Origin of the sequence: Achromobacter sp. JUb104 (genome assembly GCF_024806975.1) — a bacterium.
In the GTDB taxonomy this organism is placed as follows: domain Bacteria; phylum Pseudomonadota; class Gammaproteobacteria; order Burkholderiales; family Burkholderiaceae_B; genus Achromobacter; species Achromobacter spanius.
Genome location: NZ_JANUEY010000003.1, coordinates 502,714 through 528,085, shown reverse-complemented (window position 1 = coordinate 528,085; position 25,372 = coordinate 502,714). Strand labels below are relative to the sequence as shown.

Annotated in this window: 22 protein-coding genes; 10 read left to right on the top strand and 12 right to left on the bottom strand. The window is 63.8% G+C overall.

All coding sequences use genetic code 11. The annotated features are described in order from the left end of the window. Positions 1–64: 64 nt before the first annotated feature. The gene (lplT, locus tag M2361_RS22900; RefSeq protein WP_100857366.1) at positions 65–1,378 is read right to left on the bottom strand and encodes a lysophospholipid transporter LplT; all 1,314 of its coding nucleotides are present in this window, start codon (positions 1,376–1,378) and stop codon (positions 65–67) included. Positions 1,379–1,640: 262 nt separating this feature from the next. Here lplT and smc point away from each other — a divergent pair, with 262 nt between their 5' ends. The 3 genes from smc to ligA are packed head-to-tail and all read left to right on the top strand — an operon-like array spanning position 1,641 to position 8,402. Further along, positions 1,641–5,174 carry a chromosome segregation protein SMC gene (gene smc / locus M2361_RS22895; RefSeq protein ID WP_259251934.1) on the top strand — a complete coding sequence of 1,178 codons (3,534 nt, stop codon included), beginning with the start codon at positions 1,641–1,643 and terminating at the stop codon, positions 5,172–5,174. A gap of 45 nt (positions 5,175–5,219) precedes the next feature. Continuing rightward, positions 5,220–6,299, top strand: a complete 1,080-nt coding sequence (locus M2361_RS22890; RefSeq protein ID WP_259251933.1) for a cell division protein ZipA C-terminal FtsZ-binding domain-containing protein — start codon at positions 5,220–5,222, stop codon at positions 6,297–6,299. Beyond that, complete coding sequence (ligA, locus tag M2361_RS22885; RefSeq protein ID WP_259251932.1) at positions 6,300–8,402, top strand: NAD-dependent DNA ligase LigA; 2,103 nt, start codon at positions 6,300–6,302, stop codon at positions 8,400–8,402. It begins immediately after the preceding gene. Positions 8,403–8,567: 165 nt separating this feature from the next. Here ligA and M2361_RS22880 read toward each other — a convergent pair whose 3' ends face one another. The 4 genes from M2361_RS22880 to msrB form a co-directional block, all read right to left on the bottom strand. Then, the gene (locus tag M2361_RS22880; protein ID WP_259251931.1) at positions 8,568–9,344 is read right to left on the bottom strand and encodes a peptidylprolyl isomerase; all 777 of its coding nucleotides are present in this window, start codon (positions 9,342–9,344) and stop codon (positions 8,568–8,570) included. 17 nt (positions 9,345–9,361) lie between these two features. Continuing rightward, positions 9,362–9,631 (bottom strand): BolA family transcriptional regulator, encoded by a 270-nt coding sequence (locus M2361_RS22875; protein ID WP_100857899.1) that lies wholly within the window; start codon positions 9,629–9,631, stop codon positions 9,362–9,364. A 79-nt stretch (positions 9,632–9,710) separates the two neighbouring features. Then, the gene (locus tag M2361_RS22870) at positions 9,711–10,286 is read right to left on the bottom strand and encodes a septation protein A (RefSeq protein WP_259251929.1); all 576 of its coding nucleotides are present in this window, start codon (positions 10,284–10,286) and stop codon (positions 9,711–9,713) included. Beyond that, entirely contained in the window at positions 10,287–10,685 is a 399-nt protein-coding gene (gene msrB / locus M2361_RS22865; RefSeq protein WP_100857360.1) for a peptide-methionine (R)-S-oxide reductase MsrB, read from the bottom strand. A 52-nt stretch (positions 10,686–10,737) separates the two neighbouring features. Here msrB and M2361_RS22860 point away from each other — a divergent pair, with 52 nt between their 5' ends. The 7 genes from M2361_RS22860 (at position 10,738) to M2361_RS22830 (ending at position 17,925) form a co-directional block, all read left to right on the top strand. After that, positions 10,738–11,415, top strand: a complete 678-nt coding sequence (locus M2361_RS22860; protein WP_259251927.1) for an energy-coupling factor ABC transporter ATP-binding protein — start codon at positions 10,738–10,740, stop codon at positions 11,413–11,415. Beyond that, complete coding sequence (locus M2361_RS22855; RefSeq protein ID WP_259251926.1) at positions 11,412–12,008, top strand: energy-coupling factor transporter transmembrane protein EcfT; 597 nt, start codon at positions 11,412–11,414, stop codon at positions 12,006–12,008. Before M2361_RS22860 ends, M2361_RS22855 begins: the two co-directional genes overlap by 4 nt. A gap of 55 nt (positions 12,009–12,063) precedes the next feature. Then, positions 12,064–12,621 carry a biotin transporter BioY gene (locus M2361_RS22850; protein WP_259251925.1) on the top strand — a complete coding sequence of 186 codons (558 nt, stop codon included), beginning with the start codon at positions 12,064–12,066 and terminating at the stop codon, positions 12,619–12,621. A gap of 333 nt (positions 12,622–12,954) precedes the next feature. Further along, on the top strand, positions 12,955–14,118 hold the full coding sequence (locus M2361_RS22845; RefSeq protein ID WP_100857356.1) for an ABC transporter substrate-binding protein: 1,164 nt from the start codon (positions 12,955–12,957) through the stop codon (positions 14,116–14,118). Between the two features lie 167 nt (positions 14,119–14,285). Then, positions 14,286–15,323 (top strand): branched-chain amino acid ABC transporter permease, encoded by a 1,038-nt coding sequence (locus M2361_RS22840; RefSeq protein ID WP_259251924.1) that lies wholly within the window; start codon positions 14,286–14,288, stop codon positions 15,321–15,323. Positions 15,324–15,328: 5 nt separating this feature from the next. Further along, positions 15,329–17,167: an ABC transporter permease subunit gene (locus M2361_RS22835; RefSeq protein ID WP_259251923.1), complete on the top strand. Its 1,839-nt coding sequence runs from the start codon at positions 15,329–15,331 to the stop codon at positions 17,165–17,167. Next, entirely contained in the window at positions 17,164–17,925 is a 762-nt protein-coding gene (locus M2361_RS22830) for an ABC transporter ATP-binding protein (protein WP_100857353.1), read from the top strand. The genes M2361_RS22835 and M2361_RS22830 overlap by 4 nt, the downstream gene beginning before the upstream one ends. Before the next feature lie 107 nt (positions 17,926–18,032). Here the strand turns inward: M2361_RS22830 and M2361_RS22825 are convergent, their stop codons facing one another. The 7 genes from M2361_RS22825 to M2361_RS22795 all read right to left on the bottom strand — a co-directional run bounded on the left by M2361_RS22825 (position 18,033) and on the right by M2361_RS22795 (position 24,841). Then, positions 18,033–18,884 (bottom strand): branched-chain amino acid aminotransferase, encoded by an 852-nt coding sequence (locus M2361_RS22825; protein WP_259251922.1) that lies wholly within the window; start codon positions 18,882–18,884, stop codon positions 18,033–18,035. A 102-nt stretch (positions 18,885–18,986) separates the two neighbouring features. After that, the gene (locus M2361_RS22820; protein WP_259251921.1) at positions 18,987–20,012 is read right to left on the bottom strand and encodes an ABC transporter substrate-binding protein; all 1,026 of its coding nucleotides are present in this window, start codon (positions 20,010–20,012) and stop codon (positions 18,987–18,989) included. A gap of 107 nt (positions 20,013–20,119) precedes the next feature. Continuing rightward, positions 20,120–21,103, bottom strand: coding sequence for a branched-chain amino acid ABC transporter permease (locus M2361_RS22815; protein WP_259251920.1), 984 nt, complete (start codon positions 21,101–21,103; stop codon positions 20,120–20,122). Continuing rightward, positions 21,100–21,987: a branched-chain amino acid ABC transporter permease gene (locus tag M2361_RS22810; protein ID WP_259251917.1), complete on the bottom strand. Its 888-nt coding sequence runs from the start codon at positions 21,985–21,987 to the stop codon at positions 21,100–21,102. The genes M2361_RS22815 and M2361_RS22810 overlap by 4 nt, the downstream gene beginning before the upstream one ends. Positions 21,988–22,084: 97 nt before the next feature. Further along, on the bottom strand, positions 22,085–23,299 hold the full coding sequence (locus M2361_RS22805) for an ABC transporter substrate-binding protein (RefSeq protein WP_259251915.1): 1,215 nt from the start codon (positions 23,297–23,299) through the stop codon (positions 22,085–22,087). Positions 23,300–23,360: 61 nt separating this feature from the next. Beyond that, positions 23,361–24,071: an ABC transporter ATP-binding protein gene (locus M2361_RS22800; protein ID WP_006223796.1), complete on the bottom strand. Its 711-nt coding sequence runs from the start codon at positions 24,069–24,071 to the stop codon at positions 23,361–23,363. Beyond that, complete coding sequence (locus tag M2361_RS22795) at positions 24,068–24,841, bottom strand: ABC transporter ATP-binding protein (protein ID WP_100857348.1); 774 nt, start codon at positions 24,839–24,841, stop codon at positions 24,068–24,070. The genes M2361_RS22800 and M2361_RS22795 overlap by 4 nt, the downstream gene beginning before the upstream one ends. Positions 24,842–25,372: the final 531 nt, after the last annotated feature.

Genomic DNA, 25,372 nt, shown 5'->3' with positions numbered 1-25,372 from the left:
GTCAGGACGAAAAAAAACCGGGGGTTGGTTAACATCCCCCGGTTTTTTCTTTCAGATCAACCGCTTAGTGCGTGGAGTCCAGCGCGCGCCCGTGGCCTTCCTGACCAATCTGATCATGCAGCTCGGGGTCGGCCTGCAAGTTGCGCTTGCTCCAGCGCATGAACACCACCATCAGGACCGCGACGACGGTGCCGAAGATGACGATGATGATGTTGATGGGCAATTGCAGCCACAGCAGCAGCGTGTACATCGCCACCATCAACAGGATGTTGAGCTGTTCGTTGAAATTCTGCACGGCGATGGAATGGCCCGCCGACAGCAGCACGTGGCCGCGATGCTGCAGCAGGGCGTTCATCGGCACCACGAAGAAGCCGGCCAGCCCCCCGGTGAGGAGCAGCAGCAGGTAGACGCTCCAGGGCGAATAGACCAGCGGCATCAGCAGCACGACCAGCCCCATGGCGGCGCCCACCGGCAATACGCTCAGCGCGCGGCGCAACGGGATTCGACCGGCCAGGATGGAACCCACCACCGTGCCCAGCGCGGCCACGCCCATCAGCATCGACGCCTTGTCCAACTGATAGCCCAGGTGGCTGCGGCCCCATTCGATGACGATGAGCTGCAGCGTTGCGCCCGCGCCCCAGAACAGCGTGGTGACAGCCAGCGAGATCTGCCCAAGCTTGTCTTTCCAGAGCACGCGGACGTAGCCCCAGAAGGTGCGCATCAGCCGAACGGGGTTTTTTTGCTGCGGCGGATAGCGCACATGCGTGCGCGGAATCAACAGATTGCAAAGCGCTGCCAGCAGATACACAAAGGCGATCACCAGGATGGCGGCTTCGGCCGGCGTGTGTACCAGGCTGCCGATGAACGAATGGCTGAGCAGTGCGGTGGATACCGAGGACGAGATGAGCAAGCCACCCAGCACCGTGCCCAGGATGATGGAGAAGACGGTCAGGCCCTCGATCCAGCTATTGCCCTTGACCAGCATGTGCGGGGGCAGCATTTCGGTGACGATGCCGTACTTGGCGGGGGAATACGCGGCGGCCCCGATACCCACGACCGCGTAGGCGGCGCACACCAGATAGGTTTGGTATTCGGGGGCGACGCCGATGCTGGCGTACGAGAACATCAGCAGGCAGCCGGCCACTTTCAGGGCGTTCGTGGAGAACATGACGCGGCCCTTGGGGAAGGAGTCCGCCAGGGCGCCGACAAAGGCCGCCAGGACCACGTAGGCCAGCGCGAACGACCATTTCATCATGGGCGCCAACCAGTCGGGGCCGTGCAGCTCCTGTATCAAGGCGATGGCTGCGATGAACAGCGCATTGTCCGCCAATGACGAGAAGGCCTGCGCGGCCATGACCAGATAGAAACCACGTTTCAAGAATGTCCCCGTTCTTTGGCCAGCGCCCGGCCAGTCCGCGTGAAAATTATGTGTCGTGCCAAAAAGTGTCAGGGAGTATAGCCGGTGCCATGCCGCCAGCCATTGAGCGTTTGCCCGCGAGTTGACCGTTGCTGACGTTTGGCCGGGACTGCCTGCGGTATCATACGACCCATATGTGAGCCGGCCCTTCTTGGGCCGGTTTGCAATCTGTGCGGCAGGTCCGTTAACGCCTTTCGTCAACCCACCCCGTCGTCATCGTACTGTGCGTCTTACTCAGCTAAAACTCGCCGGCTTCAAGTCCTTCGTCGATCCCACCGTGATTCCCGTGCCCAGCCAATTGGTAGGCGTGGTGGGTCCGAACGGCTGCGGAAAGTCGAACATCATCGACGCCGTCCGCTGGGTGCTGGGCGAGGCCAAGGCCTCGGAACTGCGCGGCGAGTCCATGCAGGACGTCATTTTCAACGGCTCGGGCAATCGCAAGCCCGCCGCCCGGGCCTCGGTGGAAATGGTGTTCGACAATAGCGAAGGGCGTGCCGCCGGCCAGTGGAGCACCTACGCCGAAATCGCCGTGCGCCGGGTCTTGACCCGGGACGGCACCAGCAGCTATTTCGTCAATAACCAGCAGGTTCGGCGCCGCGACATCCACGACATTTTCCTGGGCACCGGCCTGGGCGCGCGCGGCTACGCCATCATCGGGCAGGGCATGATCAACCGCCTGATCGAGGCGCGCCCTGAAGAACTGCGGGTGTTCCTGGAAGAAGCGGCCGGCGTGTCGCGCTACAAGGAACGCCGCCGCGAGACCGAAAACCGCCTGTCCGACACGCGCGAAAACCTGACCCGTGTCGAAGACATCCTGCGTGAACTCAACAGCCAGCTTGAAAAGCTGGAGGCCCAGGCCGAAGTCGCCACGCGTTACCGCGAGCTTCAGGCCGACGGCGAAAAGAAGCAGCATTCCCTGTGGTTCCTGAAGGAAACCGGGGCGCGCGAAGAGCGCGCCAAGAAGGCCCAGGAAATGGCCCAGGCCCAGAACGAGCTCGAAGCCGCCATTGCCGGCTTGCGGGCGGGCGAAGCCGCGCTGGAATCCCGCCGCCAGGCCCACTATGCGGCCAGCGACGCGGTGCATACCGCGCAGGGCGCGCTGTACGAAGCGAACGCCCAGGTCAGCCGCCTGGAAGCCGAAATCCGCCATGTGGTGGATTCCCGCAACCGCTTGCAGTCACGCCGCGACCAGCTTCAACAGCAGATCGCGGAATGGACCAGCCAGCGCGAGCACTGCACTGAACAAATCGCCCAGGCCGAAGACGACCTGGCCGCCGCCGCCGCCCGCACCGAAGAGGCGCGCGCCGCCGCTGAAGACGCCCAGGCGGGCTTGCCCTCGGTTGAGCAGCGCGTGCGCGAAGCCGCGTCCGGCCGCGACGAGATGCGCGCCGCCCTGGCCCGCGTGGAACAGAACCTGGCGCTGGTCGCCCAGACCCAGCGCGACGCCGATCGCCAGATGCAGGTGCTGGAGCAGCGCCGCGAACGCTTGCAGCAGGAACTGCGTGAGCTGCACGCCCCGGATCCCATCCGCCTGGAACAACTGGCGGGCGACCGCCTGGCGGGCGAGGACCAACTGCAAGAGGCCCAGGAAGAACTGGCCATGCTGGAAGGCCGCGTGCCGGAAGCGGATGCCGAGCGCAGCCGCGCCCAGGCCGCCGCGCAGACCGACGCGCAGAATCTGGCTCGCCTTGAGGCCCGCCTGTCGGCCTTGGTGAAGTTGCAGGAAGATGTACAGAAGCAGGGTGCCCTGGAGCCCTGGCTGGCCAAGCACGAGCTTGCCGGGCTGTCGCGCCTGTGGCAGAAGCTGCATGTGGAGCCGGGTTGGGAAACCGCCCTGGAATCCGCGCTGCGCGAGCGCATGGCCTCGATGGAGGTGCGCAACCTGGATTGGGCGCGCGCCTTCGCCGAAGACGCGCCGCCCGCCCGGCTGGCCTTTTACCAATTGCCTGTCGCGGCGCCCGTGCCGCCCGCGCCCGCCGGTCTTACCTCGTTGGCCAGCCTGCTGCGCATCACGGACCCCGACCTGCGCACGCTGCTCAACGAGTGGCTGGCCGGCGTCTACACCGCTACCGACGTCACGCAAGCCTTGGCCATGCGGGCGACCTTGCCCGCCGGCAGCGCCTGCGTGGTCAAGGCCGGCCATCTGATCGACGCGCACAGCGTCCGCTTTTACGCGCCCGATTCCGAACAGGCCGGCCTGTTGGCCCGCCAGCAGGAAATCGAAAACCTGCAACGCGAGATCAAGGCCCAGCAGTTGATCGCGGACCAAGCGCGCGCGGCAGTCGCCCGCGCCGAAGCGGGCTGGCAGCAGGTCTCGCAAGCCATCGCCCCGGCGCGCACGCGCGTGGCCGAGGTCACGCGCCGCGTACACGACATCCAGTTGGAACATTCGCGGTTGCAGCAGCAGGCGGAGCAATCCGGCGAACGCGCGTCGCGTCTGCGCCAGGACCTGGAAGAAATCAAGGTCCAGGAAGAAGATTTGCGCGCCACCCGCGAAGAAGCCGAAGCCCGCTTCGAGACGCTGGACGAAGAGCTCGCCGAGCACCAGTCGCGTTTTGCCGATGCCGAAATCGATGGCGAAACTCTTGCCGCCCAGGCGGAAGCCGCCCGCACGCGCCTGCGCGAGCTGGAGCGGGCTGCCCAGGAAGCCGAATTCGCCGAGCGCGGCATCCAGGTCCGCATCACCGACCTGCAACGCAATCAGCAGTTGGCCGCCGATCAAAGCCAGCGTGGCGCGGTGGAGCTGGAACAACTGATGGGCGATCTGGTCGAGCTGGACGCCTCTGCCTCGCAGGCCGGTTTGCAGGACGCCCTGGAAGCCCGCGCCGAACGCGAGGAAGCGCTGTCGCGCGCGCGCCAGGAAATGGAAAACCTGGCCGCCTTGCTGCGCGGCGCCGACGAAGACCGCCAGCAGCAGGAACAGACGCTGGAACCGCGCCGCGCGCGCATCATGGAACTGCAGTTGCAGGAACAGGCTGCCCGCTTGGCCGAAGAACAGTTCACCGAACAATTGAACGCGCGCGAAGTCGACCGCGAGGCGCTGGCGCAAGACCTGGCCAATCAGCCCGACGAATGGCGTCGCGCCAGTTGGCTGCAACAGGAAGTGGGGCGGATCTCGCGTCAGATCGAATCGTTGGGTTCCGTCAACCTGGCGGCCTTGGACGAACTGAATACCTCGCGCGAACGCAAGGGCTTCCTGGATTCTCAACACCAGGACTTGATGACCGCCATCGAGACCCTGGAAGACGCCATCCGCAAGATCGACCGCGAAACGCGCGAGTTGCTGCAAGAGACGTTCAACATCGTGAACGGCCACTTCGGCGAACTCTTCCCCAAGCTCTTCGGCGGGGGCGAGGCCAAGCTCAGCATGACCGGCGAAGAAATTCTTGACGCGGGCGTGCAGGTGATGGCCCAGCCGCCCGGCAAGCGCAACAGCACGATCCACCTGCTTTCCGGCGGCGAAAAAGCGCTGACCGCGACCGCGCTGGTGTTCGCGCTGTTCAAGCTGAACCCGGCGCCGTTCTGCCTGCTGGACGAGGTGGACGCGCCGTTGGACGACGCCAATACCGAACGCTATGCGAACCTGGTCGCCAACATGAGCGAACAAACCCAATTCCTTTTCATTTCGCACAACAAGATCGCCATGCAGATGGCCAAGCAACTGATCGGCGTAACCATGCAAGAGCAAGGGGTTTCGCGTATCGTTGCGGTAGACATAGATTCGGCCGTGCAAATGATGGCCTCCGAAGCGGCATAAACCCTCTATTTAGAATGGCGCCGCATCGTGGCGCGGGATGTACACATGAGTGATTTGCAGATCGGGCTGATAGCCCTTGGCGTCTTGCTGATACTGCTGGTGTTGGGATTCAACTGGTGGCAGGACCGGCGCGTCCGGCGCAAGATGCAAAGCCATTTCCCCACGTCTGAACAGGATCCGCTGCTGGGCGCGGGCGCCGCTGCCGGCGCCTCCTCGGCCACGGCGGCTGGCGTCAGCCGCCGCGAACCCGGCATGGGCGGGGACGCCCCGCGCGCGCAACCGGGCCAACCCGCTCCGGTGGACCCGGGCAGCGACGCCGACGACGCCGAAGAACCCGATCCCGCCTGCGAAGTGGTCATTGAAATCAACTTCGCCGAGCCTGTGCGCGGCGCCGACCTGCTTCCCTATATGCAAAGCCTGCGTCACGTGGGCCGCAAGCCGATGCGCGTGTTTGCCGAAACCGACCAGCGGCGCCACCGTGCTCGCGTGCATGCGGGTGAGTCCTACGCATCGATGCAATTAGCCGTATTGCTGGCCAACCGCAGCGGCCCGCTGACCGCCATCGAATGGTCGCAGGCTTGGGCGCGTGCGCAGGACATGGCCGAACGATTCGACGCCACCATCGAAGGGCCGGACCAGCAAGCCGTGCTGGAGCAGGGGGCGCGCCTTGACGACACCTGCGCCGCGCTGGACACCCAAGTGGGTTTGACCTTGTTGCTGGGCACGGCCCAGCCGGCGGCGGAAGTGCTTGCCGTTGCCCGCGACACCGGTTTCCTGGCCGACGGCAACCGTCTTGCCTGGCCCGCTGAAAACGGTGTCACCCGCTTCACCTTGTCGCGCGCCGACGGCGCCGCCTTCGATGCGGGCATGGGGGGCGTGGAACGCCTCTACCTGTTGCTGGACGTGCCCTGCGCACCGGCCGACGCGCGCGCCTTTGGCCGCATGGTGGACGTGGGCCGCGACCTGGCCGCCCGCTTGCGCGCGGAACTGGTGGATGACCAGGGCAAGCCGTTGGCCGAGGGGTCGGAAACCGTTATCGACGAACGCCTGCAAGTGCTGTTCGAACAGCTTGAACAAGCGGGCCTGCCCGCCGGAAGCGAGCGTGCTCAACGGGTGTTTGCGTAAATGAGCGGCGTGTCTGGTGAGGTCAACCCCGCGGAAACCGCGGCACGGCTGCGCGCCGAGCTTGAACAGCACAACGTCCGCTATTACGTCTATGACGAGCCCTCGATTTCGGATGCCGAATACGACGGGCTGATGCGGCAGCTTGAAGCCCTTGAGGCTCAGCACCCTGAACTTGTCACGCCGGAATCGCCCACGCAGCGCGTGGGTGCCGCGCCCGTCTCTGCCTTTGGCAGCGTGCGCCATGCCGTGCCGATGTTGTCGCTGAATAACGCATTCGACGAAGAAGAAGTCGTGGCGTTCGACCGCCGCGTGACGGATACCTTGCGCGGGGCGGGCCTGCTGGGCCCGGCGCAGCAGGCCGATTATTTCTGTGAACTGAAGCTGGACGGGCTGGCGATCAGCCTGCGCTACGAAGACGGCCGGCTGGTTCAGGCGGCCACGCGCGGCGACGGCCAGACCGGTGAAGACGTCACCTCCAACATCCGCACGATCAAGGCGATTCCGTTGCAGCTACAGGGCGCGGCCCCGAAGGTGCTGGAAGTGCGCGGCGAAGTGCTGATGAATCGCGCCGACTTCGAAAAATTGAACGTGGCCCAGGCCAAGCGTGACGAAAAAGTCTTCGTCAATCCGCGCAATGCCGCGGCCGGCAGCCTGCGCCAGCTGGACCCTCGCATCACCGCCAAGCGCCCGCTGCGCTTTTTCGCCTATGGATGGGGCGAGGTGCAGGGCCTGCCCGGCAAGCAAAGCGGCTTGTTCGACGAGGCAACAGCGGGCGTCGGCCAGGCGTCGCAACTGCCTGAAGATTCGCATGGCGCCATGCTGGCCTGGCTGCACTCCTTGGGCCTGCCCGTCAACCTGAAGCACAACCACCGTGCCACGGGCGCCGAAGGCTTGATGGCGTTCTACGCACAGGTGGGTGCTATGCGCGCCAGCTTGCCTTACGACATCGACGGCGTGGTCTACAAGGTGGATTCGCTGCCGGCGCAGAAGGTGCTGGGTTTTGTGGCGCGCGCGCCGCGCTTCGCCCTGGCCCATAAGTTCGCCGCCGAGGAAGCCACCACGACGCTGCTGGATATCGAAGTCCAGGTAGGCCGCACCGGTGCCATCACCCCGGTGGCGCGCTTGAAGCCCGTCTTCGTGGGCGGCGTGACCGTCACCAACGCCACGCTGCATAACGAAGACGAAATTCGCCGCAAAGACGTGCGCAAGGGCGACACGGTCATCGTGCGTCGCGCTGGTGACGTCATTCCGGAAGTGCTGGGCCCCGTGCTTGAAAAGCGCCCCGACGACGCGCAGGAATTCGTTATGCCCACGGCCTGCCCGGTGTGTGGCTCGGCCATTGAGCGGCTTGAAGACGAAACCATTGCGCGCTGCACGGGCGGCCTGTTCTGCGGCGCCCAGCGCAAGCAGACCTTGTGGCACGCGGCCAGCCGCAAGGCGCTGGACATCGAAGGCCTGGGCGAGAAACTGGTGGACCAATTGGTGGACAGCGGCCGGGTCAAAACCTTGGCCGACTTGTACAGCCTGCGCCCGCTGGAGCTCGTAGGCCTGGACCGCATGGGCCAGAAGTCCGCCGACAACCTGGTGGCTGCCATCGACAAGGCGCGCGAACCCGGCCTGAACCGCCTGCTGTTCGCGCTGGGCATCCGTCACGTTGGAGAAACCACCGCGCGTGACGTCGCCCGGCATTTCGGCAGCATCGACGCCATCATGGACGCCGATGAAGACGCGCTGTCGTCCGTGCCGGACGTGGGCCCGGTGGTGGCGGCATCCATCCGCCGCTTCTTCGCCGAGCAGCACAACCGTGACGTGATCGAGCAATTGAAGGCGCAGGGGGTCAACCCCGTGGCCGAAGCCGTGCCGCAAAGCACGACGCTGGCGGGCAAAACCTTTGTGCTGACCGGCACCTTGCCCAACTGGACGCGCGAAGAAGCGTCGATGCACATTCAGGCCGCGGGCGGCAAGGTCAGCGGCTCGGTGTCCAAGAAGACGGCCTATCTGGTGGCGGGTGTTGAGGCGGGCAGCAAGCTCACCAAGGCGCAGGAACTGGGCGTTACCGTGCTGGACGAAGATGCGCTGAAAGAGTTGCTGGGCATGTCGTAGCAAGGCGTGATCAAAAGACGGTAGATCAACGGTAGTAGACCAACGCGCAAATCAAAAAGCTGCACGCCCCAAGGCGTGCAGCTTTTTTTTAGGCTCTAACGCACGATCCGCACGGGCGAAAAAAAACTGCCCGCATCGGCGGGCAGTTTCGGGTCTGACCCAGGCTTACTGGATCTTGGCCTTGTCGCGCAGTTGCTTCTGGTAGTCGGCCAGGGTTTGCTGGCGCAGCATTTCTTCCAGTTGCGGACGCACTTGGTCCAGCGGCGGGAATTCCACCGGGCGGGTGTCGTCAACCTTGATGATGTGCCAGCCGAATTGGGTCTGAATCGGCTTGTCGACCATTTCGCCCTTCTTCAGTTGGGTCACGGCTTGCGCGAACGGCTGGACGTAGTTGGTCGGGGGAGCCCAACCCAGATCGCCACCCTTTTCGGCGCTGCCGGGGTCCTTCGAGTTCTTCTTGGCCAGGTCGTCGAACTTGTTCTTGTTGCTCTTGATCTGGGCCAGCAGGTCATTGGCCGTCTTCTCGTCTTCAACGAGGATGTGGCGGACCTTGTATTCCATCTTGCCGGCTTGTTCCTGCTTGATCTTGTCGTATTCAGCAGTGACCTTGGCGTCCGACACCGGGTGCTTGGCCAGGTAGTCGGCCATCAGGGCGCGAACCAGGATGCCTTGGCGGGCCAGTTCGATTTCGGTTTGAACGTCGGCTTGCTTGGCGATGCCGCTGGATTCGGCGGCTTGCACGAAGATCTGGCGGTTGATCATTTCTTGCTTGACCTGTTCGCGCAGTTGCGGCGAATCGGTCGCGCCCTGGCTGACCAGCAGCTTGACGAATTGATCCAAATTCTTCTGCGGAATGGCCTTGCCGTTAACGGTGGCCACGTTCTGCGCGAAAGCAGGCACGGCGATGACGCAGGCCGCAGCCAGCATGACGATGCGTTTCATGAATATCCTTTTACTTTCTATTTGGGAGCCTGGGCATCTAGCGCAAGCGCATGAATCGGATAGGGGATCAAATCTTGCAAATGATGATACACCAGCCTATGTCGCGCTACGGCGGAGAGCCCCGTGAAGCAAGGCGCTACGATGTGCACGCGATAGTGCCCGGCGCCGTTTTTACTGCCTTCGTGGCCGGCATGCAAATGCGAGTCGTCCAGGATGTCCAGTGTGACGGGGTCCAGGGCGGCCAGGCGCTCCCGGATCAGGGTGATGCGGTCGGTGGTTTCTGACATGGCGGCAATATGAAAGTTCCGGCGCGCGCGCTTGGCGTGCGCGCCGATTATTGGACCGGCTGATACCGTCTGTTGCGGATCAGGGCTTGCTCGGCGGGGTGTCCGAGCTGGCGTTTTCGTCGGTCTGGATGTGCTTGCCCAGCCAGACCGATTGCCCGATCACGAAGACGATCATCAGGCCCATCAGGCCGAAGGCCTTGAAGCTGACCCATTGCGACTCGGTGAAATGACCCGAGAACGCCACGTACAGGTTCAGCGCGCCAGCCACCAGGAAGAATGCTGCCCAGACCAGGTTGAGCTTGTCCCATGCCGCATCGGGCAGTTGAATCTGCTTTTCCATCAGGCGGCGGATCAGGTTGCGGCCGAAAAACAGGCGGGAAATCACCAGCGCGCCGCCGAACAGCCAGTACAGCACCGTGGGCTTCCACTTGATGAACACATCGCTGTGCAGCCAGATGGTGGCGCCGCCGAAGACCAGGATGACGGTCAGGTTCACCCAGTGCATGGCCTCGGTGGGGCGGCCCGTCACCTTCAACCAGACAATCTGCAACACGGCGGCCGCCATGGCGACGGCCGTGGCGGTGAAGATGTCCGTGTACCGATAGGCAATGAAGAACAGGAACAGCGGGAACAGGTCGAACAGAAACTTCTTCATTCAGTCTTCTATGGGTTCAAACGTCATCGACAGGGAATTGATGCAATAGCGCAGCCCGGTGGGCGGCGGGCCGTCGGGGAAGACGTGGCCCAGATGCGAATCGCAGACGTTGCACAGCACTTCGGTGCGGACCATGCCGTGGGTGGTGTCGCGCTCTTCGCGCACCAGTTCGGGATCCAGCGCCTGGAAGTAGCTGGGCCAGCCACAGCCGGCGTCGAATTTGGTGTCGGATGCGAACAGGGCCGTGCCACAGCCCACGCAGCGGTAGATGCCCGGCGTGGTCGTATCCCAGTAACGCCCGGTGAATGCGCGTTCGGTACCTTTTTGACGGGTGACCACGTATTCTTCGGGGGAAAGTTGTGCGCGCCATTCGGCGTCGGATTTGCGTACTTTTTCCATATCAGCTCTTGGAGTCCCGATGCCCGAAATGGTTCGGGCATAATCCCGCCCCATGTTAATCGAGTTTGACCAGGCGGTAGTGACGACGCCCCAGGCGGAAGTGTTGCGCGGGGTGAGCGTAACCCTGGCCGAACGTCGCATCGGTATCGTCGGGCCCAACGGCGCGGGCAAGAGCACGCTGGCGCGCCTGGTCAATGGCCTGGTGGTGCCTTCGGCGGGCAGCGTGCGGGTGGACGGCCTGGATACCCGGCACGACTTGAAAGACGTGCGCCGCCGAGTGGGCTTTGTATTCCAGAACCCGGAAAACCAGATCGTGTTTCCGATCGTGCGCGAAGATCTGGCGTTTGGCCTGAAGCGCCTGGAACCGGACAAGGCGCGGCGCGAATCACGCATCGACAGCCAATTGAACGCGCTGGGCGTGGGCCATCTGGCCGACCGCAGCAGCCACACGCTGTCGGGCGGCGAACGTCAACTGGTGGCGCTGGCGGCGGTGCTGGTCATGGAGCCGGCGCTAATTGTCTTTGACGAACCGACCACGCAATTGGACCTGCGCAACCGCAACCGGGTCCGCCATGCCATAGCCGAGCTGCCTCACGACGCGATTGTCGTCAGCCACGATCTGGAATTACTGGAAGATTTTGACCGCGTGCTGGTGGTGCGCGACGGCACGATCGCTGCCGACGACACCCCCGCCGCGGCACTGCGCTGGTACCGGGAGCACTGCGCATGATCGAACCGCTTTACGTTGCCGGCCGCTCGGCGCTGCACCGCCTGCCCGCCTGGCTGAAGCTTGCCGCGTTGGTGGCGGCGGGGGCGGGGCTGTTCGTGCTGCGCGACCCCCGCTGGCTGGGCGTGGCGTTCGCGGCGGCGGCCCTGCTGGTGTGGTCGACCGGTGTCTCGGCGGCTGCCGTCTGGCGCCAGGTGCGCGGGCTGTTGTGGGTGTTGCTGGCGGTGGGCGTGTTCACGGGCCTGTTCCAAGGCTGGATGGAAGCCTTGGCGGTGGTGCTGCGTGTGGGCGCGATGGTGGGCTTGGCGCTGGCGGTAACGTTGGCGACCCGCACATCGGACCTGATTGCTGTCTGCGAACGCGCCTTGATGCCGCTGGAGCGCATCGGACTGGTTGACGCCGGCAAGGTGGCGCTGGCCCTGGCGCTGGCCTTGCGTTTCGTCCCGGAAATCTGGCGCAACTTTCACGAGATCCGCGAAGCCCAGGCCGCGCGCGGCCTGGGCGCCCACCCGGTGGCATTGATTGTGCCGCTGATCGTGCTGACCTTGAAGCGCGCCCAGGAAGTGGCGGAGGCCATCGATGCGCGTAGTCTCTGAGCTGCCCGCACGCCGTAGCGATTCCACGCCGTATTGATTCCATAAAGGTGAGCCCATGAAATCCCACAACACCGTGCTGATCGCGCTGTTCGCGGCGCTGATCGTCGTCCTGAGCCTGATTCCGCCCATACCCTTGCCGGGCATTCCGGTGCCGATCACCTTGCAGACGCTGGGCGCCATGCTGGCCGGCGCCATGCTGGGCCCGGTGCGTGGGGCGCTGGCTTGCCTGCTCTATCTGGGTTTGGCGGCAATCGGGCTGCCTGTGCTGCCCGGCGGGCGCGGTGGACTGGGCGCGTTCCTTGGGCCGACGGGCGGTTTCCTGGTGGGCATGGTGGTGGGCGCATTGGTGATCGGCTGGCTGGCGCGCATGTTGGCGGCGCGCGCAACCCAGGATTGGGCGAAGCTGGGCGGCTACGTGGTCGCTTGCGTGGTGGGCGGCATCTTGGTCGTGTATGCCGTCGGGGTGCCGTGGCTGGCGTCCGTCACCAAGATGGGTTTGTCCAAGGCGGCGGTGGCGGTGGCGGTGTTCGTGCCGGGTGATCTCATCAAAGCCGTCATTGCAGCGTGGGTGGCGTCACGGGTGGAGCGCGTCTGGCCGATGTTGGGTCGCTAGTCGTCAGCCGTTGGCGGTTAGCGGTTAGGCGTTGGTTCTTGGCCGCCGCTCGGGGGTGACAGCACCGTAACCCGGCGCCCGCGCGCTTTGGGGCATGCTGCGATTTCCAAGGGAATCCCCCAACTGACGCGCCGAAAGTTTTTCTAGTACAAGTTCGCCATTAACGAATGCGTTTGCTGAATCGATGTTTCCGCAGCACATCAGGGATTTACCGTAGTTGCGTGGCGTCATCTGATACTGTTTTAACCCTATAATATTTTTTTCTGTATAACTTTAACTAGGCTCGCTTCGCCTCAATCGAGGCACATAAGAGCCACCACAGGAGACAAAAATATGCGCAAGCACTTCGGCTTGTCCGCGGCGGCTGCCGCTTTCGCCTTGGCCGTGCCGCTCCTGGCGAGCGCGCAGATCAAGGTAGGCGTAACGGTGTCCAGCACCGGTCCGGCCGCCTCGCTGGGTATCCCCGAACGCAACACGGTGGCGCTGCTGCCCAAGGAAGTGGCAGGCCAGAAGATCGAATGGATCGTCCTGGACGACGCTACCGATACCACCCAAGCCGTCAAGAACTCGCGCAAGCTGGCCACCGACGACAAGGTCGATGTGCTGATCGGCACGTCCGTGACGCCGGGCTCGCTGGCCATGGTTGACGTGGCCGCCGAAGCCAAGGTGCCGATGATCAGTGTGGCCGCCAGCGCCAAGATCGTCGAACCCGTGGACGACAAGCGCCGCTGGGTCTTCAAGACCCCGCAGAACGACGCGCTGATGGCCGGCGCCCTGGCCGACGCCATGGCCAAGTCCAAGGTCAAGACGCTGGGCTTCATCGGTTTTGCCGACGCCTACGGCGACGGCTGGCTGGACGTGATGCAAAAGGCCGCCAAGGCCAAGGGCATTGAAATCGTCGCCATCGAAAAATACAGCCGTACCGACACCAGCGTGACGGGCCAGGTGCTCAAGCTGGTCGGCGCAAAGCCGGACGCCATCCTGATCGCCGGCGCCGGCACCCCGTCGGCGCTGCCGCAAAAGGAATTGAAGGCCCGCAACTACGGCGGCACCATCTACCAAACGCACGGCGCCGCCAACAACGACGTGCTGCGCGTCTGCGGCAAGGACTGCAACGGCATGTACCTGCCGGCCGGTCCGCTGCTGGTTGCTGCCCAATTGCCCGATTCGAACCCGGTCAAGAAGTCGGCCCTGGCTTACGTCGAGACCTACGAAAAGGCCAACGGCGCCAACTCCACCAACACGTTCGGCGGCCACATGTGGGATGCCGGCCAATTGGTCGTGGCCGCGGTGCCGGTCGCGCTGAAGACGGGCGCCAAGCCCGGCACGCCGGAATTCCGCGCCGCCATGCGCGACGCGCTGGAAGGCGTGAAGAACCTGGCTGCGTCGCAGGGCGTGTTCAATATGTCGCCCACCGACCACGCCGGCTTCGACGAGCGTTCACGCGTTATCGTCAAGGTCGAAAACGGCAAGTGGGTCTATCAGCCCGACCTGTAATTTCCCCAGGATTGCCCGATCCACGGATGTGCAACGCGAAGGGGGCGCCAGTGGCTGGCGCTTACCTTGCGGCGCCTGAGCAATGCTTCGCACCGGCCTTTCCGGCCGGTGTGTCGTATCAGTGTTCCGGGCGGGGCCGGAACACCAAGAATCAATAAGGTTGTTAGATGGATTCCTCAATTGCGCTGATCCTGCTGCAAGACGGTGTCGTCAACGGCGCTATCTATGCCCTCCTGGGCATGGCTCTAGTGCTGGTTTTCGCCGTCACGCGCGTCATTTTCATTCCCCAGGGTGAGTTCGTGGCGTTCGGCGCCCTGACCCTGGCCATGCTGGTCGACGGCAAAATGCCGGGCACCGCCTACCTGCTGCCGCTGCTGGGCGCCTTGTGCCTGGCGATGGAGCTGGTGCGCGCGCTGCGTACCCGCAACTTCGCCGGCCTGCCCAAGACCTTCCTCATCAGCCTCGTCCTGCCCTTGGCCCTGTTCTGGCTGACCAAGACCTACACCGCGCCCGACAACTCGTTGTGGCTGAACATGCTGCTGACGCTGTTGCTGGTGATCCCGATGGGGCCGATGGTCTATCGCATCGTCTATCAACCCCTGGCCGAAGCCACGGTGCTGGTGCTGCTGATCGTCTCGGTCGCGGTGCACTTCGCGCTGACCGGCCTGGCGCTGGTGTTCTTCGGCGCGGAAGGCTGGCGCACGCCGCCGTTCGTCAGCGGGCAAGTGGACCTGGGCTTCATGACCTGGTCCGCGCAAAGCCTGTTCGTGGTGGCCACTTGCGGGCTGCTCATCACCGCGCTGTGGCTGTTCTTCGGCAAGACGCTGTATGGCCGCGCGCTGCGCGCCACCGCCGTCAACCGTCGCGGTGCACGCCTGGTGGGCATCAGCACCACCATGTCCGGCAGCCTGACGTTCACGTTGGCGACCGCCATCGGCGCCATGTCCGGCATGTTGATCGCGCCCATCACGACCGTGTATTACGACACCGGTTTCCTGATCGGCCTGAAGGGCTTCGTGGGCGCCATCATCGGCGGCCTGGCCAGCTACCCCGTGGCCGCCGCCGGCTCGCTGTTGGTGGGCGTGCTGGAATCGTTCTCGTCCTTCTGGGCCAGCGCCTATAAGGAAGTGATCGTCTTTACCTTGATTATCCCGGTTCTGGTCTGGCGTTCGTTCAGCACCCATCACGTGGACGAAGAGGAATAAACGCCATGAATCGCATTCTGCTTGCTGTATTCATCGTCGTCCTGGCGGGCCTGCCGTTGCTGCCGGTCACGCCCGAATTCTGGGTGACGCAACTCAATTACATCGGCTTGGCCAGCCTGATCGTGCTGGGCCTGGTGCTGCTGACCGGCGTGGGCGGCTTGACGTCGTTCGGCCAGGCCGCGTTCGTGGGCCTGGGCGCCTACACCACGGCTTTCCTGACCACGCAGTACGACGTGTCGCCCTGGCTGGCCCTGCCGGTCGGTCTGGTGCTGACCGCCGCCGTCGCCTACCTGCTGGGCGCGATTACCCTGCGCCTGTCCGGCCACTACCTGCCGTTGGGCACCATTGCATGGGGCCTGTCGCTGTACTTCCTGTTCGGCAATATCGACTGGTTGGGCAAGCACGACGGGATTGCCGGCATTGAACCCATCAGCATCTTCGGCCTGTCCCTGGCCAGCGGCCGCAATATTTATTACCTGATCTGGGTCTTCGTGTTGTTGGCGCTGTGGGCCACGCGCAACCTGCTCAATTCGCGTCCGGGCCGGGCCATCCGCGCCTTGAAGAGCGGTGCGGGCATGGCTGAATCCATGGGCGTGAACACCGCTGCCTACAAGGTTGTGATCTTCGTCTGGGCGGCCTTGCTGGCCTGCATTTCGGGCTGGCTCTACGCGCACATGCAGCGCGCCGTCAGCCCCAGCCCGTTCGGCATCAACTACGGCATCGAATACCTGTTCATGGCGGTGGTGGGCGGCGCGGGCTACGTCTGGGGCGCCTTGCTGGGTTCCGGCGTCATCCTGGTGCTGAAAGACCAGTTGCAGAATTGGCTGCCCAAGCTGCTGGACACCAACGCCAACTTCGAGATGATCGTCTTCGGCGTGCTGCTGATCCTGATGCTGCAATACGCACGCAATGGCCTGTGGCCCATTCTGGCAGGGTGGTGGGGCAGCATTACCGGCGCTGACGGTTCGCGCCGCAACCTTGCGCCGCCTGCTGCCGCGCCGGCTTTGCCGACGCGTGCGCGGCCCCAAGCCGGGCAGGTGGTGTTGGAAGTGGACGCCATCCGCAAGGAATTCGGCGGGCTGGTCGCCGTCAACGACATCACGTTCAAAGTCAGCTCGGGCGAAATCATGGGCCTGATCGGCCCCAATGGAGCCGGCAAGAGCACGACGTTCAACCTGATCAGCGGCGTGTTGCCGGTGACGCGTGGCAAGGTCACGTTCATGGGGCAGCGCATCGACAACCGCTCGGCGCGTGAGATCGCCAAGCTGGGTGTTGGCCGTACGTTCCAACACGTGCAGTTGCTGCCGGGCATGACCGTGCTGGAAAACGTGGCGTTGGGCGCGCACTTGCGTTCCGACGTGGGCGTGCTGGCGGGTGCCTTGCATTCGGATCGCGCCCGTGAAGCGCAACTGCTGCATGAGGCCGCCGAGCAGATCAAGCGCGTGGGCCTGGGCGAATACCTGTACGAACAGGCGGGCAACCTGGCGCTGGGCCAGCAACGCATCCTGGAAATCGCGCGCGCCCTGGCGTCTGATCCGGTGCTGCTGTTGCTGGACGAGCCGGCCGCCGGCCTGCGCTACAAAGAAAAGCAAGACCTGGCTCGCGTGCTGGAGCAACTGCGCGCGGAAGGCATGAGCATCTTGCTGGTCGAACACGATATGGATTTTGTCATGCGCCTGACCAACCACCTGGTGGTGATGGACTTCGGCACCAAGCTGGCCGAAGGCGTGCCCGCCGACGTGCAAAAGAACCCGGCGGTGCTGGAAGCCTATTTGGGCGGCATCGACGACGACCTGCCCGAAGCGGATCAGGCCAAGCCCGTGTCCGCAGGAGGTGTGCAATGAGCGCAACGCAATCGCCCGTGCTGGAAGTCAGCAACCTGTCGGCGCGTTACGGCAAGGTTGGCGCGCTGGTCGGCGCGTCGTTGACCGTGCCGGCCGGCAGCATCGTTACCGTGATCGGCGCCAACGGCGCCGGCAAATCCACCATGCTGAACGCAATGATGGGTTCCTTGCCGCAAACCGGCCATGCAGCCGGCAGCGTGCAATACGCGGGCACCGACGTGTCCGGCTGGCAGGTCGAGCGCCGCGTGGCGGCCGGCATGTCGCTGGTGCCCGAGCGCCGCGAATTGTTCGGCACCATGTCCGTCGAAGACAACCTGCTGCTGGGCGGATTTCGCCGCTACCGCGCCCGCGAGGCCGGCTGGCGCGACACGCTCAATGAAGTGTTCGATCTGTTTCCGCGCCTGCGCGAGCGTCGTGGGCAACAGGCCGGCACCTTGTCGGGTGGCGAACGCCAGATGCTGGCCGTGGGCCGCGCGCTGATGGCCAAGCCCACCTTGCTGATGCTGGACGAACCCAGTCTTGGCCTGGCGCCGCGCATCGTGCGCGAGATCTTCCACATCATTGCGCGCCTGCGCGAAACCGGCGTGGCCATCTTGCTGGTCGAGCAAAACGCCCGCGCTGCGCTGCAAGTGGCGGACTACGGCTATGTGCTGGAAACCGGTGAAGTCATCCTGCATGGCCCGGCGCGCGAACTGGCCGGCGACCCGAAGGTGATCGAAAGCTATCTGGGCTTGGGCAAGGGCGCCGACAAGGACTGAACCAAACCCTGAGCCAACTTTCTGGCTAGTTCGATGGCCAACAAAAATGCCGCGACCCGGATTCGGATCGCGGCATTTTTTCACCCCGCGAGTGTTGCGGGCGAGGCCTATGCTTGCTTGCGGCCGGTGCTTTCCGCGTAGTCCATATACAGCTTGTGCGCGCGGCGTGCGATGGGGCCGTACTCCAGCGCGCGGTCTTCCACGCGGTTCACGTGGACCACCTTGCCGTAGTTGCCGGACGAGAACACTTCGTCCGCGGCTTCGATGTCGGCGCGGGTCAGGCTGCGTTCCTGAACCTCGACGCCATCGGCTTGCAGCAGGGCCAGCACGCGGCGGCGCGTGATGCCGTTCAGGAACGTGCCGTTGTCCACGGGCGTGGAAACCACGCCGTCCTTGGCGATCCACAGGTTGCTGGTGGCGAACTCGGCAATATTGCCCGCGCCGTCCAGCATGATGGCGTTGTCGAAACCCTTCTCGGCGGCTTCGCGGATGGCGCGTTGGCCGTTGGGATACAGGCACGAGGCCTTGGCGTCGGTAGGCGCCATGTTCGGCCACGAACGGGCATAGCTGGAAAAGCAGGCCGAAAAGCCAAGCTCGCCCGGCATCGGCACCTTGAACACGTGCAGCACGAATTGCGTCTTGTCGGCATCCGGCAGCAGGAAGCCGTCGGCGCAATAGAACATCGGCTTGATGTAGAGCTCGGTGCCGGCCGGGAATTTGGCTACGGCTTCCAGGCACAGCTTCTGGATGTCTTCCCAGCCGATCTGCGGCTTCATCAGCATTTTTTCGGCCGAACGCACGACACGCTGGCAGTGCAGGTCCAGGTCGGGCGTAAGGCCACGGAAGGCTCGCGCACCGTCAAAAACCATGCTGGCCATCCAGAAGGCGTGGTCGGCCGGGCCGAGCAATTTGGGGTTTTCAGTGGTCCAGTGACCGTCGTGCCAAAACAGGGCGTCCATGTTGGAATCTTCCTTCGCTTGAATCGGGGGGCGCCGCCTTGGCGCCGAAACGTCAGGATACAGGAGGCGGCCGGTGCTGGCGGCCGGCCGCCTCTGGAAAATCTACTCCTTTTGCAGTGCCGCCTGCACGCGGTCCGCGACGTCCGCGGGCATCCATTGCCGCCAGACAGGGCCGTACTGCTTCAGGAAATAGCGCGCGGCGTCCTCGGGTTCCTTGCCCTCGTTTTCCAGCCAGCCCAGCGTGGCGTCGATGGCGTCATCGGGCACCGTCAGCTTGGTCAGGAATTCGGTGATCTTCGGCGCTTGCTTGGCAAACGCCGCATTGACACCGGTGACCACGGGGTTGGGCTTGAATTCCGTGGCGACGGGGTTGGCGCACTTGGGGTCGGTCATGCAGGTGTAGGCAGCCTGGTCGAAGGCGGGCAGTTCCAGCTTCACCAGGTCCAGCGCGCCGACCAGCGAGGTGGGCGTCCAGTAGTAGAAGACGATGTCGCGCTTGCGCTTGTAGGCTGACACGATGGCGGCCTTCTGCGCGGCGCCGGAGCCCGGTGCGAATAGCGAATAGTCCTTGTCGAGCTTCAGCGCGCGCAGCAGGTTGTCGTTCAGCGTGCCGCAGGCCCAGCCGGCAGGGCAGCCGTAAATGCGGCCACGCCCCGGGTCTTCGGGGTCGATGAACACCTCTTTGAAGCGAGTCAGGTCGGATGCCGACTTCAAGTCGGGATGGCGCTCGGCCGTGTAGCGCGGGATATACCAGCCTTCGCCTGCGTCGTACACATGGCCCACGCCCAGCACTTTGCCGCTGGCCAGCGCCTTCTTCCAGGCGCCCTCGATCTGGCCCGGCCAGACTTCCGGCGTCACGTCCACGTCGCCGCGTTGCAACGCCGCCAGCATCGGCAGCGTTTCGCCGATTTCAACGCTGGTCTTGCAGCCGTAGCCGTGTTCCAGCACATAGCGCTCAATGCCGGCCAGCACCAGGTTGGACTCCCAGTTCAGGCCGCTGAAGCGGACTGGGCGGTCGACTTCGCAAGTGGGGGCGGGGGATGGGGCGGCGGCTGCGTTGGGGGCGATGAACGCCAAGGCCAGCGCGAATGCGCCAAGAACGGGGGCGAGCGGATGCGGGTTGCGCATGGTCAGGCACCTGTGGAGTTGGGTGCGTTTTATTGTACGGGCGGAAGCCGGCGTCCAATGCAAACGGGGCCGCGTGATGCGGCCCCGTCGGGATAGCGCGTCGCGCCTCAGGCGCGGGCGGCGCGGCGCCTGTCGATGAACGCGCCAACTTCGCCCACGATGCCGCGCCGGAACGCCAGCACGCAGATCACGAAGATCAGGCCGATCACGATGGTGACGGATTCACCCAGCCGCAGGAACCATTCCACGCCGGTCAGGCTGGCCATCATCTGGCCGAAGTCGCCCACCTTGTTTTCCAGCAGCACCACGATGAAGGCGCCCAGGATGGGGCCCGTCAAGGTGCCCAGCCCGCCGATCAGCGTCATCAGGATGACCAGCCCGGACATCTGCCAGGTGGCGTCCGACAGGGTGGCCGACACGAACACCAGCGTCTTGGTGGCGCCCGCCAGCCCGGCCAGCGCGGCCGACAGCACGAAGGCCAGCAGCTTGAAGCGATCGACGTCATAGCCCAGCGACACGGCACGCGGCTCGTTCTCGCGCAGCGCTTGCAGCACTTGTCCAAAAGGCGAATGCACCGTGCGCCAGATGATGAAATAGCTGATGACGAAGATGGCCATCACCAGGTAGTACAGGTTGATGTCCTTGGACAGGTCGATCAGCCCGAACAGGGTGCCGCGGGGCACGCTTTGCAGACCGTCTTCGCCGCCCGTGAACTTGGCCTGCAGGAAGAAGAAGAACACCATTTGCGCCAGCGCCAGCGTGATCATGGCGAAGTAGATGCCGCTGCGCCGGATGGCGATCGCGCCCATCGCCAGCCCCAGCAGCGCCGCCACGCCCACGCCGAACAGCAGGCCGATTTCGGTGGGAAAGCCCCAGACCTTCATCGCATGCCCGGCCGCGTAGGCCGCGCTGCCCAGGAAGGCCGCATGCCCGAACGACAGCAGGCCGGTAAACCCCAGCAGCAAGTTGAATGCGCACGCGAACAGCGCGTAGCACATGATCTTCATGACGAAGATCGGGTACACCCCCAGAAAGGGAAGAGCGGCCACCACGACGGCCAGTACCGCATAGCCCAGGAATTGACGATTCATTTTTCTTTTCCGAACAGCCCGGCCGGGCGGATCAACAGAACGATGGCCATGATGATGAACACGACGGTGCTGGAGGCTTCGGGCCAGAACACCTTCGTCAGTCCTTCAATCACGCCCAGGCCCAGACCGGTGACGATGGCGCCCATGATGGACCCCATGCCGCCAATCACGACCACGGCGAACACGACGATGATGAGGTTGGACCCCATCAGCGGGGAAATCTGTAGAACAGGCGCCGCCAGCACGCCGGCAAAGCCCGCCAGCGCCACGCCGAAGCCATAGGTCAGCGTGATCATGCGGGGCACGTTCACGCCGAAGGCCTCGACCAGGCGTGGGTTTTCAGTACCGGCGCGCAACAGGGCGCCCAGGCGGGTGCGTTCGATCACGTACCAGGTCGCCATGCAGACCACCACCGACGCCACCACGACCCAGCCACGGTAGTTCGGCAGGATCATGAAGCCCAGGTTGGTCGCGCCGCGCAGCGCGTCGGGCGTGGGGTAGGGTTGGCCCGACACGCCGTAGAAGCTGCGGAACAGCCCCTCGATCAGCAAGGTCAGCCCGAAGGTCATCAGCAGCCCGTAAAGATGGTCCAGCTTGTACAGGTGCTTGAGCAATAGTTTTTCAATGAGTATGCCGAACAGCCCGACGACCAGCGGGGCCAGAACCAGCATCACCCAGTAGTTCAACCCCAGGTACGACAGCCCCATCCAGGCGACGAACGCACCCAGCATGTAGAGCGCGCCGTGCGCGAAGTTGATGACGTTCAGCAGCCCGAAGATCACGGCAAGCCCGAGCGACAGCATGGCATAGAAGGAACCGTTGACCAGGCCCAGTAATAGCTGGCCAAGCAAGGCCTGTATAGGGATGCCAAAAAGGTCAGTCATCTTTTGAAAATCCTGCGCGTACGGATGGAAGCGAGCAAATTCAAGGTGCGGCCACGGCCAGGGCCAAGCCGCACCTTGGGGTCACATGAGCCGAAAATTACTTCTTGACCAGCTTGCAAGTGGATTCGGACAACTTGGTATAGACCTCGTCGCCGGGCAGCGTCGCCACGACCTTGTAGTAGTCCCACGGCGCCTTGGATTCAGCCGGCGTCTTGACCTGCATCAGGTACATGTCGTGGATCATGCGGCCGTCTTCGCGCACATAGCCGCCTTGTGCGAAGAAGTCGTTGACCTTGTTCGACTTCATCCATTTCATGATGGTGTCGCCGTCGTCCGAGCCCGAGGCCTTGACGCCGTTCAGGTAGAACATGGCCGCGGAGTAGTCACCGGCCTGCAGCATCGACGGCTTGCGGCCGACCTTGCTTTCAAACTTCTTGCTCCAGGCGCGCGAAGCGTCGTTCAGGTCCCAGTACCAGCCCGTGGTCAGGTACATGTTCTGGGTGGTCTTCAGGCCCAGCGCGTGGATGTCGTTGATGAACACGAGCAAGCCGGCCATTTTCATGGTCTGCGTGACGCCGAATTCGTTCGCGGCCTTGACGGAATTGCTGAAGTCGCCGCCCGCGTTGGCCAAGCCAAGGATCTGTGCCTTGGAGGCCTGGGCCTGCAGCAGGAACGAGGAGAAGTCGGCAGTGCCCAGCGGCGCGCGCACTTGGCCCTTGATGTCGCCGCCGGCGTCTTTGACGACCTTCATGGTGTCGCGCTCAAGCGCGTGGCCGAAGGCGTAGTCGGCGGTCAGGAAGAACCAGCTCTTGCCGCCGTCTTTCACCACGGCGGAACCCGTGCCCCGCGCCAGCGCCACGGTGTCGTAGGCATAGTGCACGGTGTAGGGCGAACATTGGGCGTTGGTCAGGTCGGAAGCGCCGGCGCCGATGGCGATGAACGGCTTTTTCTTCTCGGCGGCCACGGCCGCCATGGCCAGGCTGGTGGCCGAGTTCGTGCCGGCGATGATGACATCGACCTTCTGCTGGTCGAACCATTCGCGAGCGCGCGAGGACGCGATGTCCGCCTTGTTCTGGTGGTCGGCGGAGACGACTTCGATCTTCTTGCCGTTGATGGACCCGCCCATCTCGTCGATCGCCATGCGGATCGCGTCCAGACCGGCCTTGCCGTCGATGTCGGAATAGACACCAGACATGTCGGTGATGAAGCCGATGCGGATGACATCGTCGGAGATACCTTGCGCGTGGGCGGTTGCCCCTGCAAATCCCAGGCCCGCCATGGCCAGTGCAGCAGTGATGGTGTGCAGCTTCATGGGATGACTCCTCTTCCCTACGGTGTAGTGTTGCCGGGGTTCCGGCGGATGACAGGTTGTTTTAGACGCCCAGCAATTCGTTGAGCGTGTCCTGTTTTTCTGAAAGTTCGGCGGCTTCGAAATGTTCGACGATCTGCCCGTGCTCCATGACATAGAAGCGATCGGCCAGCGGCGCCGCGAAGCGGAAATTCTGCTCAACCATGACGATGGTGTAGCCACGCTGCTTGAGGGTCGTGATCATGCGGGCCAGCGCCTGCACGATGACGGGCGCGAGGCCTTCCGAGATTTCGTCCAGCAGCAGCAGGTTGGCGCCGGTGCGCAAGATGCGCGCCACCGCCAGCATTTGTTGTTCGCCGCCTGACAAGCGCGTGCCCGGAGAATTCCGGCGCTCTTGCAGGTTGGGGAACATGTCATATATTTCGGCCAGCGACATGCCGCCGCCCAGCGAACCGACCACAGGCGGCAGCAGCAGGTTTTCTTCGCAAGACAGGCTGGCGAAGATGCCGCGTTCTTCGGGGCAATAACCCACGCCCAGGTGTGCAATCTTGTAGGTCGGCAGGTCGATGGCTTCGGTGCCATGGATGCGCACCGAACCCTTGCGGGACCCGGTCAGCCCCAGGATGGCTCGCAGCGTCGTGGTGCGGCCGGCGCCATTGCGCCCCAGCAGCGTGACGACTTCGCCTTGCCCCACGCGCATATCCACGCCGTGCAGGATATGGGATTCCCCGTACCAGGCTTGCAAGCCCGAAATTTCGAGTGCCGGGGTGCTCATGCGTGCGCTCCTTGAAGTTCGCCGTCGGTGGTGCCCATGTAGGCCTGCATCACGGCGGGATGGCGCGAGACTTCTGCGTACGAACCTTCGGCCAGCACCGAGCCGCGCGCCAGCACGGTGATGGTGTTGGCGATGGAGGACACAACGCTCATGTTGTGCTCCACCATCAGGATCGTGCGCCCGGCGCTGACGCGCTTGATCAGTTGCGTGACGCGGTGCACGTCTTCGTGCCCCATGCCCTGCGTGGGCTCGTCAAGCAGCATCAGTTCCGGTTCCATCGCCAGCGTCGTGGCGATTTCCAGCGCGCGCTTGCGGCCGTAAGGCAGGTTCACCGTGGTCTCGTCCGCGAAGGCGCCCAGGTCCACCTGCTCAAGCAGCGCTCGGGCCGGCTCGTTCAAGCTGGCCAGGCGCTTGTCGCTTTGCCAGAAATGGAACGACAGCCCCGTCTTGCGCTGCAGGCCGATGCGCACGTTCTCAAGCACGGTCAGGTGAGGGAACACCGCCGAGATCTGAAACGAACGGATAATGCCGCGCCGCGCGATCTGCGCGGGACGTTCGCCGGTAATGTCGACGCCGTTGAACTTGATGGTTCCCGACGTAGGCGATAAAAACTTGGTAAGCAGGTTGAAGCATGTCGTCTTGCCCGCGCCGTTCGGCCCGATCAAGGCATGAATCTCGCCCCGCTTGATACGCAAATCGACCCCATTGACCGCGACGAATCCGCGGAATTCCTTGGTGAGGCCTTTTGTCTCCAGGATTGTGTCATCCATGTCCGCTGCACCAGCGTTGTATTTATATGGTCTCTGCCTGCCGTCATTGCGACAAGCCCCCGAAGGGCGGAAATCCTAATAATCTCTAGTAGTTTTCCGATGAGTTGCCGGCGAGTATGCGGACGTCCTTATCAAAATTCCATGAGGGTTTTACATAGGTTTTGCAGTGCGGAAAGGGCAATTGTCGGCAGGCCGACAATACGTGCGCCGCAAGGCGGGGAAAACCCTTTTTGACAAGCAATGCGTTGCAGCAAAAGCGCCGTGAGCGCGATCAATGCGCCGTGCACGTAGGATGGGTGAAGCGCGCAGAGCCCTATGCAAGAACCCTGATATATAGCGCGCGAAACCCATCAAGCAGCGGTGGAATATCAATAAAATTCAGCCACGGCACAACGGCCAAGTGATGGGTTTCGCGCGAACGGCGTCACTGTTCTTGGTGCAGGTCGTGGCGCGCTACACCCATCCTACGATTCACCACGGACCCATCACGAGCCCGCCACGATACGAGCACGATTCACCACGGACCCATCA

Excerpts from the sequence above, each read along its gene's own strand:
- M2361_RS22870 (WP_259251929.1), bottom strand. The coding sequence starts at position 10,286 with ATGAAGAAGTTTCTGTTCGACCTGTTCCCGCTGTTCCTGTTCTTCATT.
- M2361_RS22855 (WP_259251926.1), top strand. The coding sequence starts at position 11,412 with ATGATCGAACCGCTTTACGTTGCCGGCCGCTCGGCGCTGCACCGCCTG.
- M2361_RS22805 (WP_259251915.1), bottom strand. The coding sequence starts at position 23,299 with ATGAAGCTGCACACCATCACTGCTGCACTGGCCATGGCGGGCCTGGGA.
- M2361_RS22890 (WP_259251933.1), top strand. The coding sequence starts at position 5,220 with ATGAGTGATTTGCAGATCGGGCTGATAGCCCTTGGCGTCTTGCTGATA.
- M2361_RS22815 (WP_259251920.1), bottom strand. The coding sequence starts at position 21,103 with ATGAATCGTCAATTCCTGGGCTATGCGGTACTGGCCGTCGTGGTGGCC.
- M2361_RS22845 (WP_100857356.1), top strand. The coding sequence starts at position 12,955 with ATGCGCAAGCACTTCGGCTTGTCCGCGGCGGCTGCCGCTTTCGCCTTG.
- M2361_RS22875 (WP_100857899.1), bottom strand. The coding sequence starts at position 9,631 with ATGTCAGAAACCACCGACCGCATCACCCTGATCCGGGAGCGCCTGGCC.
- msrB (WP_100857360.1), bottom strand. The coding sequence starts at position 10,685 with ATGGAAAAAGTACGCAAATCCGACGCCGAATGGCGCGCACAACTTTCC.
- M2361_RS22880 (WP_259251931.1), bottom strand. The coding sequence starts at position 9,344 with ATGAAACGCATCGTCATGCTGGCTGCGGCCTGCGTCATCGCCGTGCCT.
- M2361_RS22820 (WP_259251921.1), bottom strand. The coding sequence starts at position 20,012 with ATGCGCAACCCGCATCCGCTCGCCCCCGTTCTTGGCGCATTCGCGCTG.
- ligA (WP_259251932.1), top strand. The coding sequence starts at position 6,300 with ATGAGCGGCGTGTCTGGTGAGGTCAACCCCGCGGAAACCGCGGCACGG.
- M2361_RS22810 (WP_259251917.1), bottom strand. The coding sequence starts at position 21,987 with ATGACTGACCTTTTTGGCATCCCTATACAGGCCTTGCTTGGCCAGCTA.
- M2361_RS22800 (WP_006223796.1), bottom strand. The coding sequence starts at position 24,071 with ATGAGCACCCCGGCACTCGAAATTTCGGGCTTGCAAGCCTGGTACGGG.
- M2361_RS22795 (WP_100857348.1), bottom strand. The coding sequence starts at position 24,841 with ATGGATGACACAATCCTGGAGACAAAAGGCCTCACCAAGGAATTCCGC.
- M2361_RS22835 (WP_259251923.1), top strand. The coding sequence starts at position 15,329 with ATGAATCGCATTCTGCTTGCTGTATTCATCGTCGTCCTGGCGGGCCTG.
- M2361_RS22830 (WP_100857353.1), top strand. The coding sequence starts at position 17,164 with ATGAGCGCAACGCAATCGCCCGTGCTGGAAGTCAGCAACCTGTCGGCG.
- M2361_RS22825 (WP_259251922.1), bottom strand. The coding sequence starts at position 18,884 with ATGGACGCCCTGTTTTGGCACGACGGTCACTGGACCACTGAAAACCCC.
- M2361_RS22860 (WP_259251927.1), top strand. The coding sequence starts at position 10,738 with ATGTTAATCGAGTTTGACCAGGCGGTAGTGACGACGCCCCAGGCGGAA.
- M2361_RS22850 (WP_259251925.1), top strand. The coding sequence starts at position 12,064 with ATGAAATCCCACAACACCGTGCTGATCGCGCTGTTCGCGGCGCTGATC.
- M2361_RS22840 (WP_259251924.1), top strand. The coding sequence starts at position 14,286 with ATGGATTCCTCAATTGCGCTGATCCTGCTGCAAGACGGTGTCGTCAAC.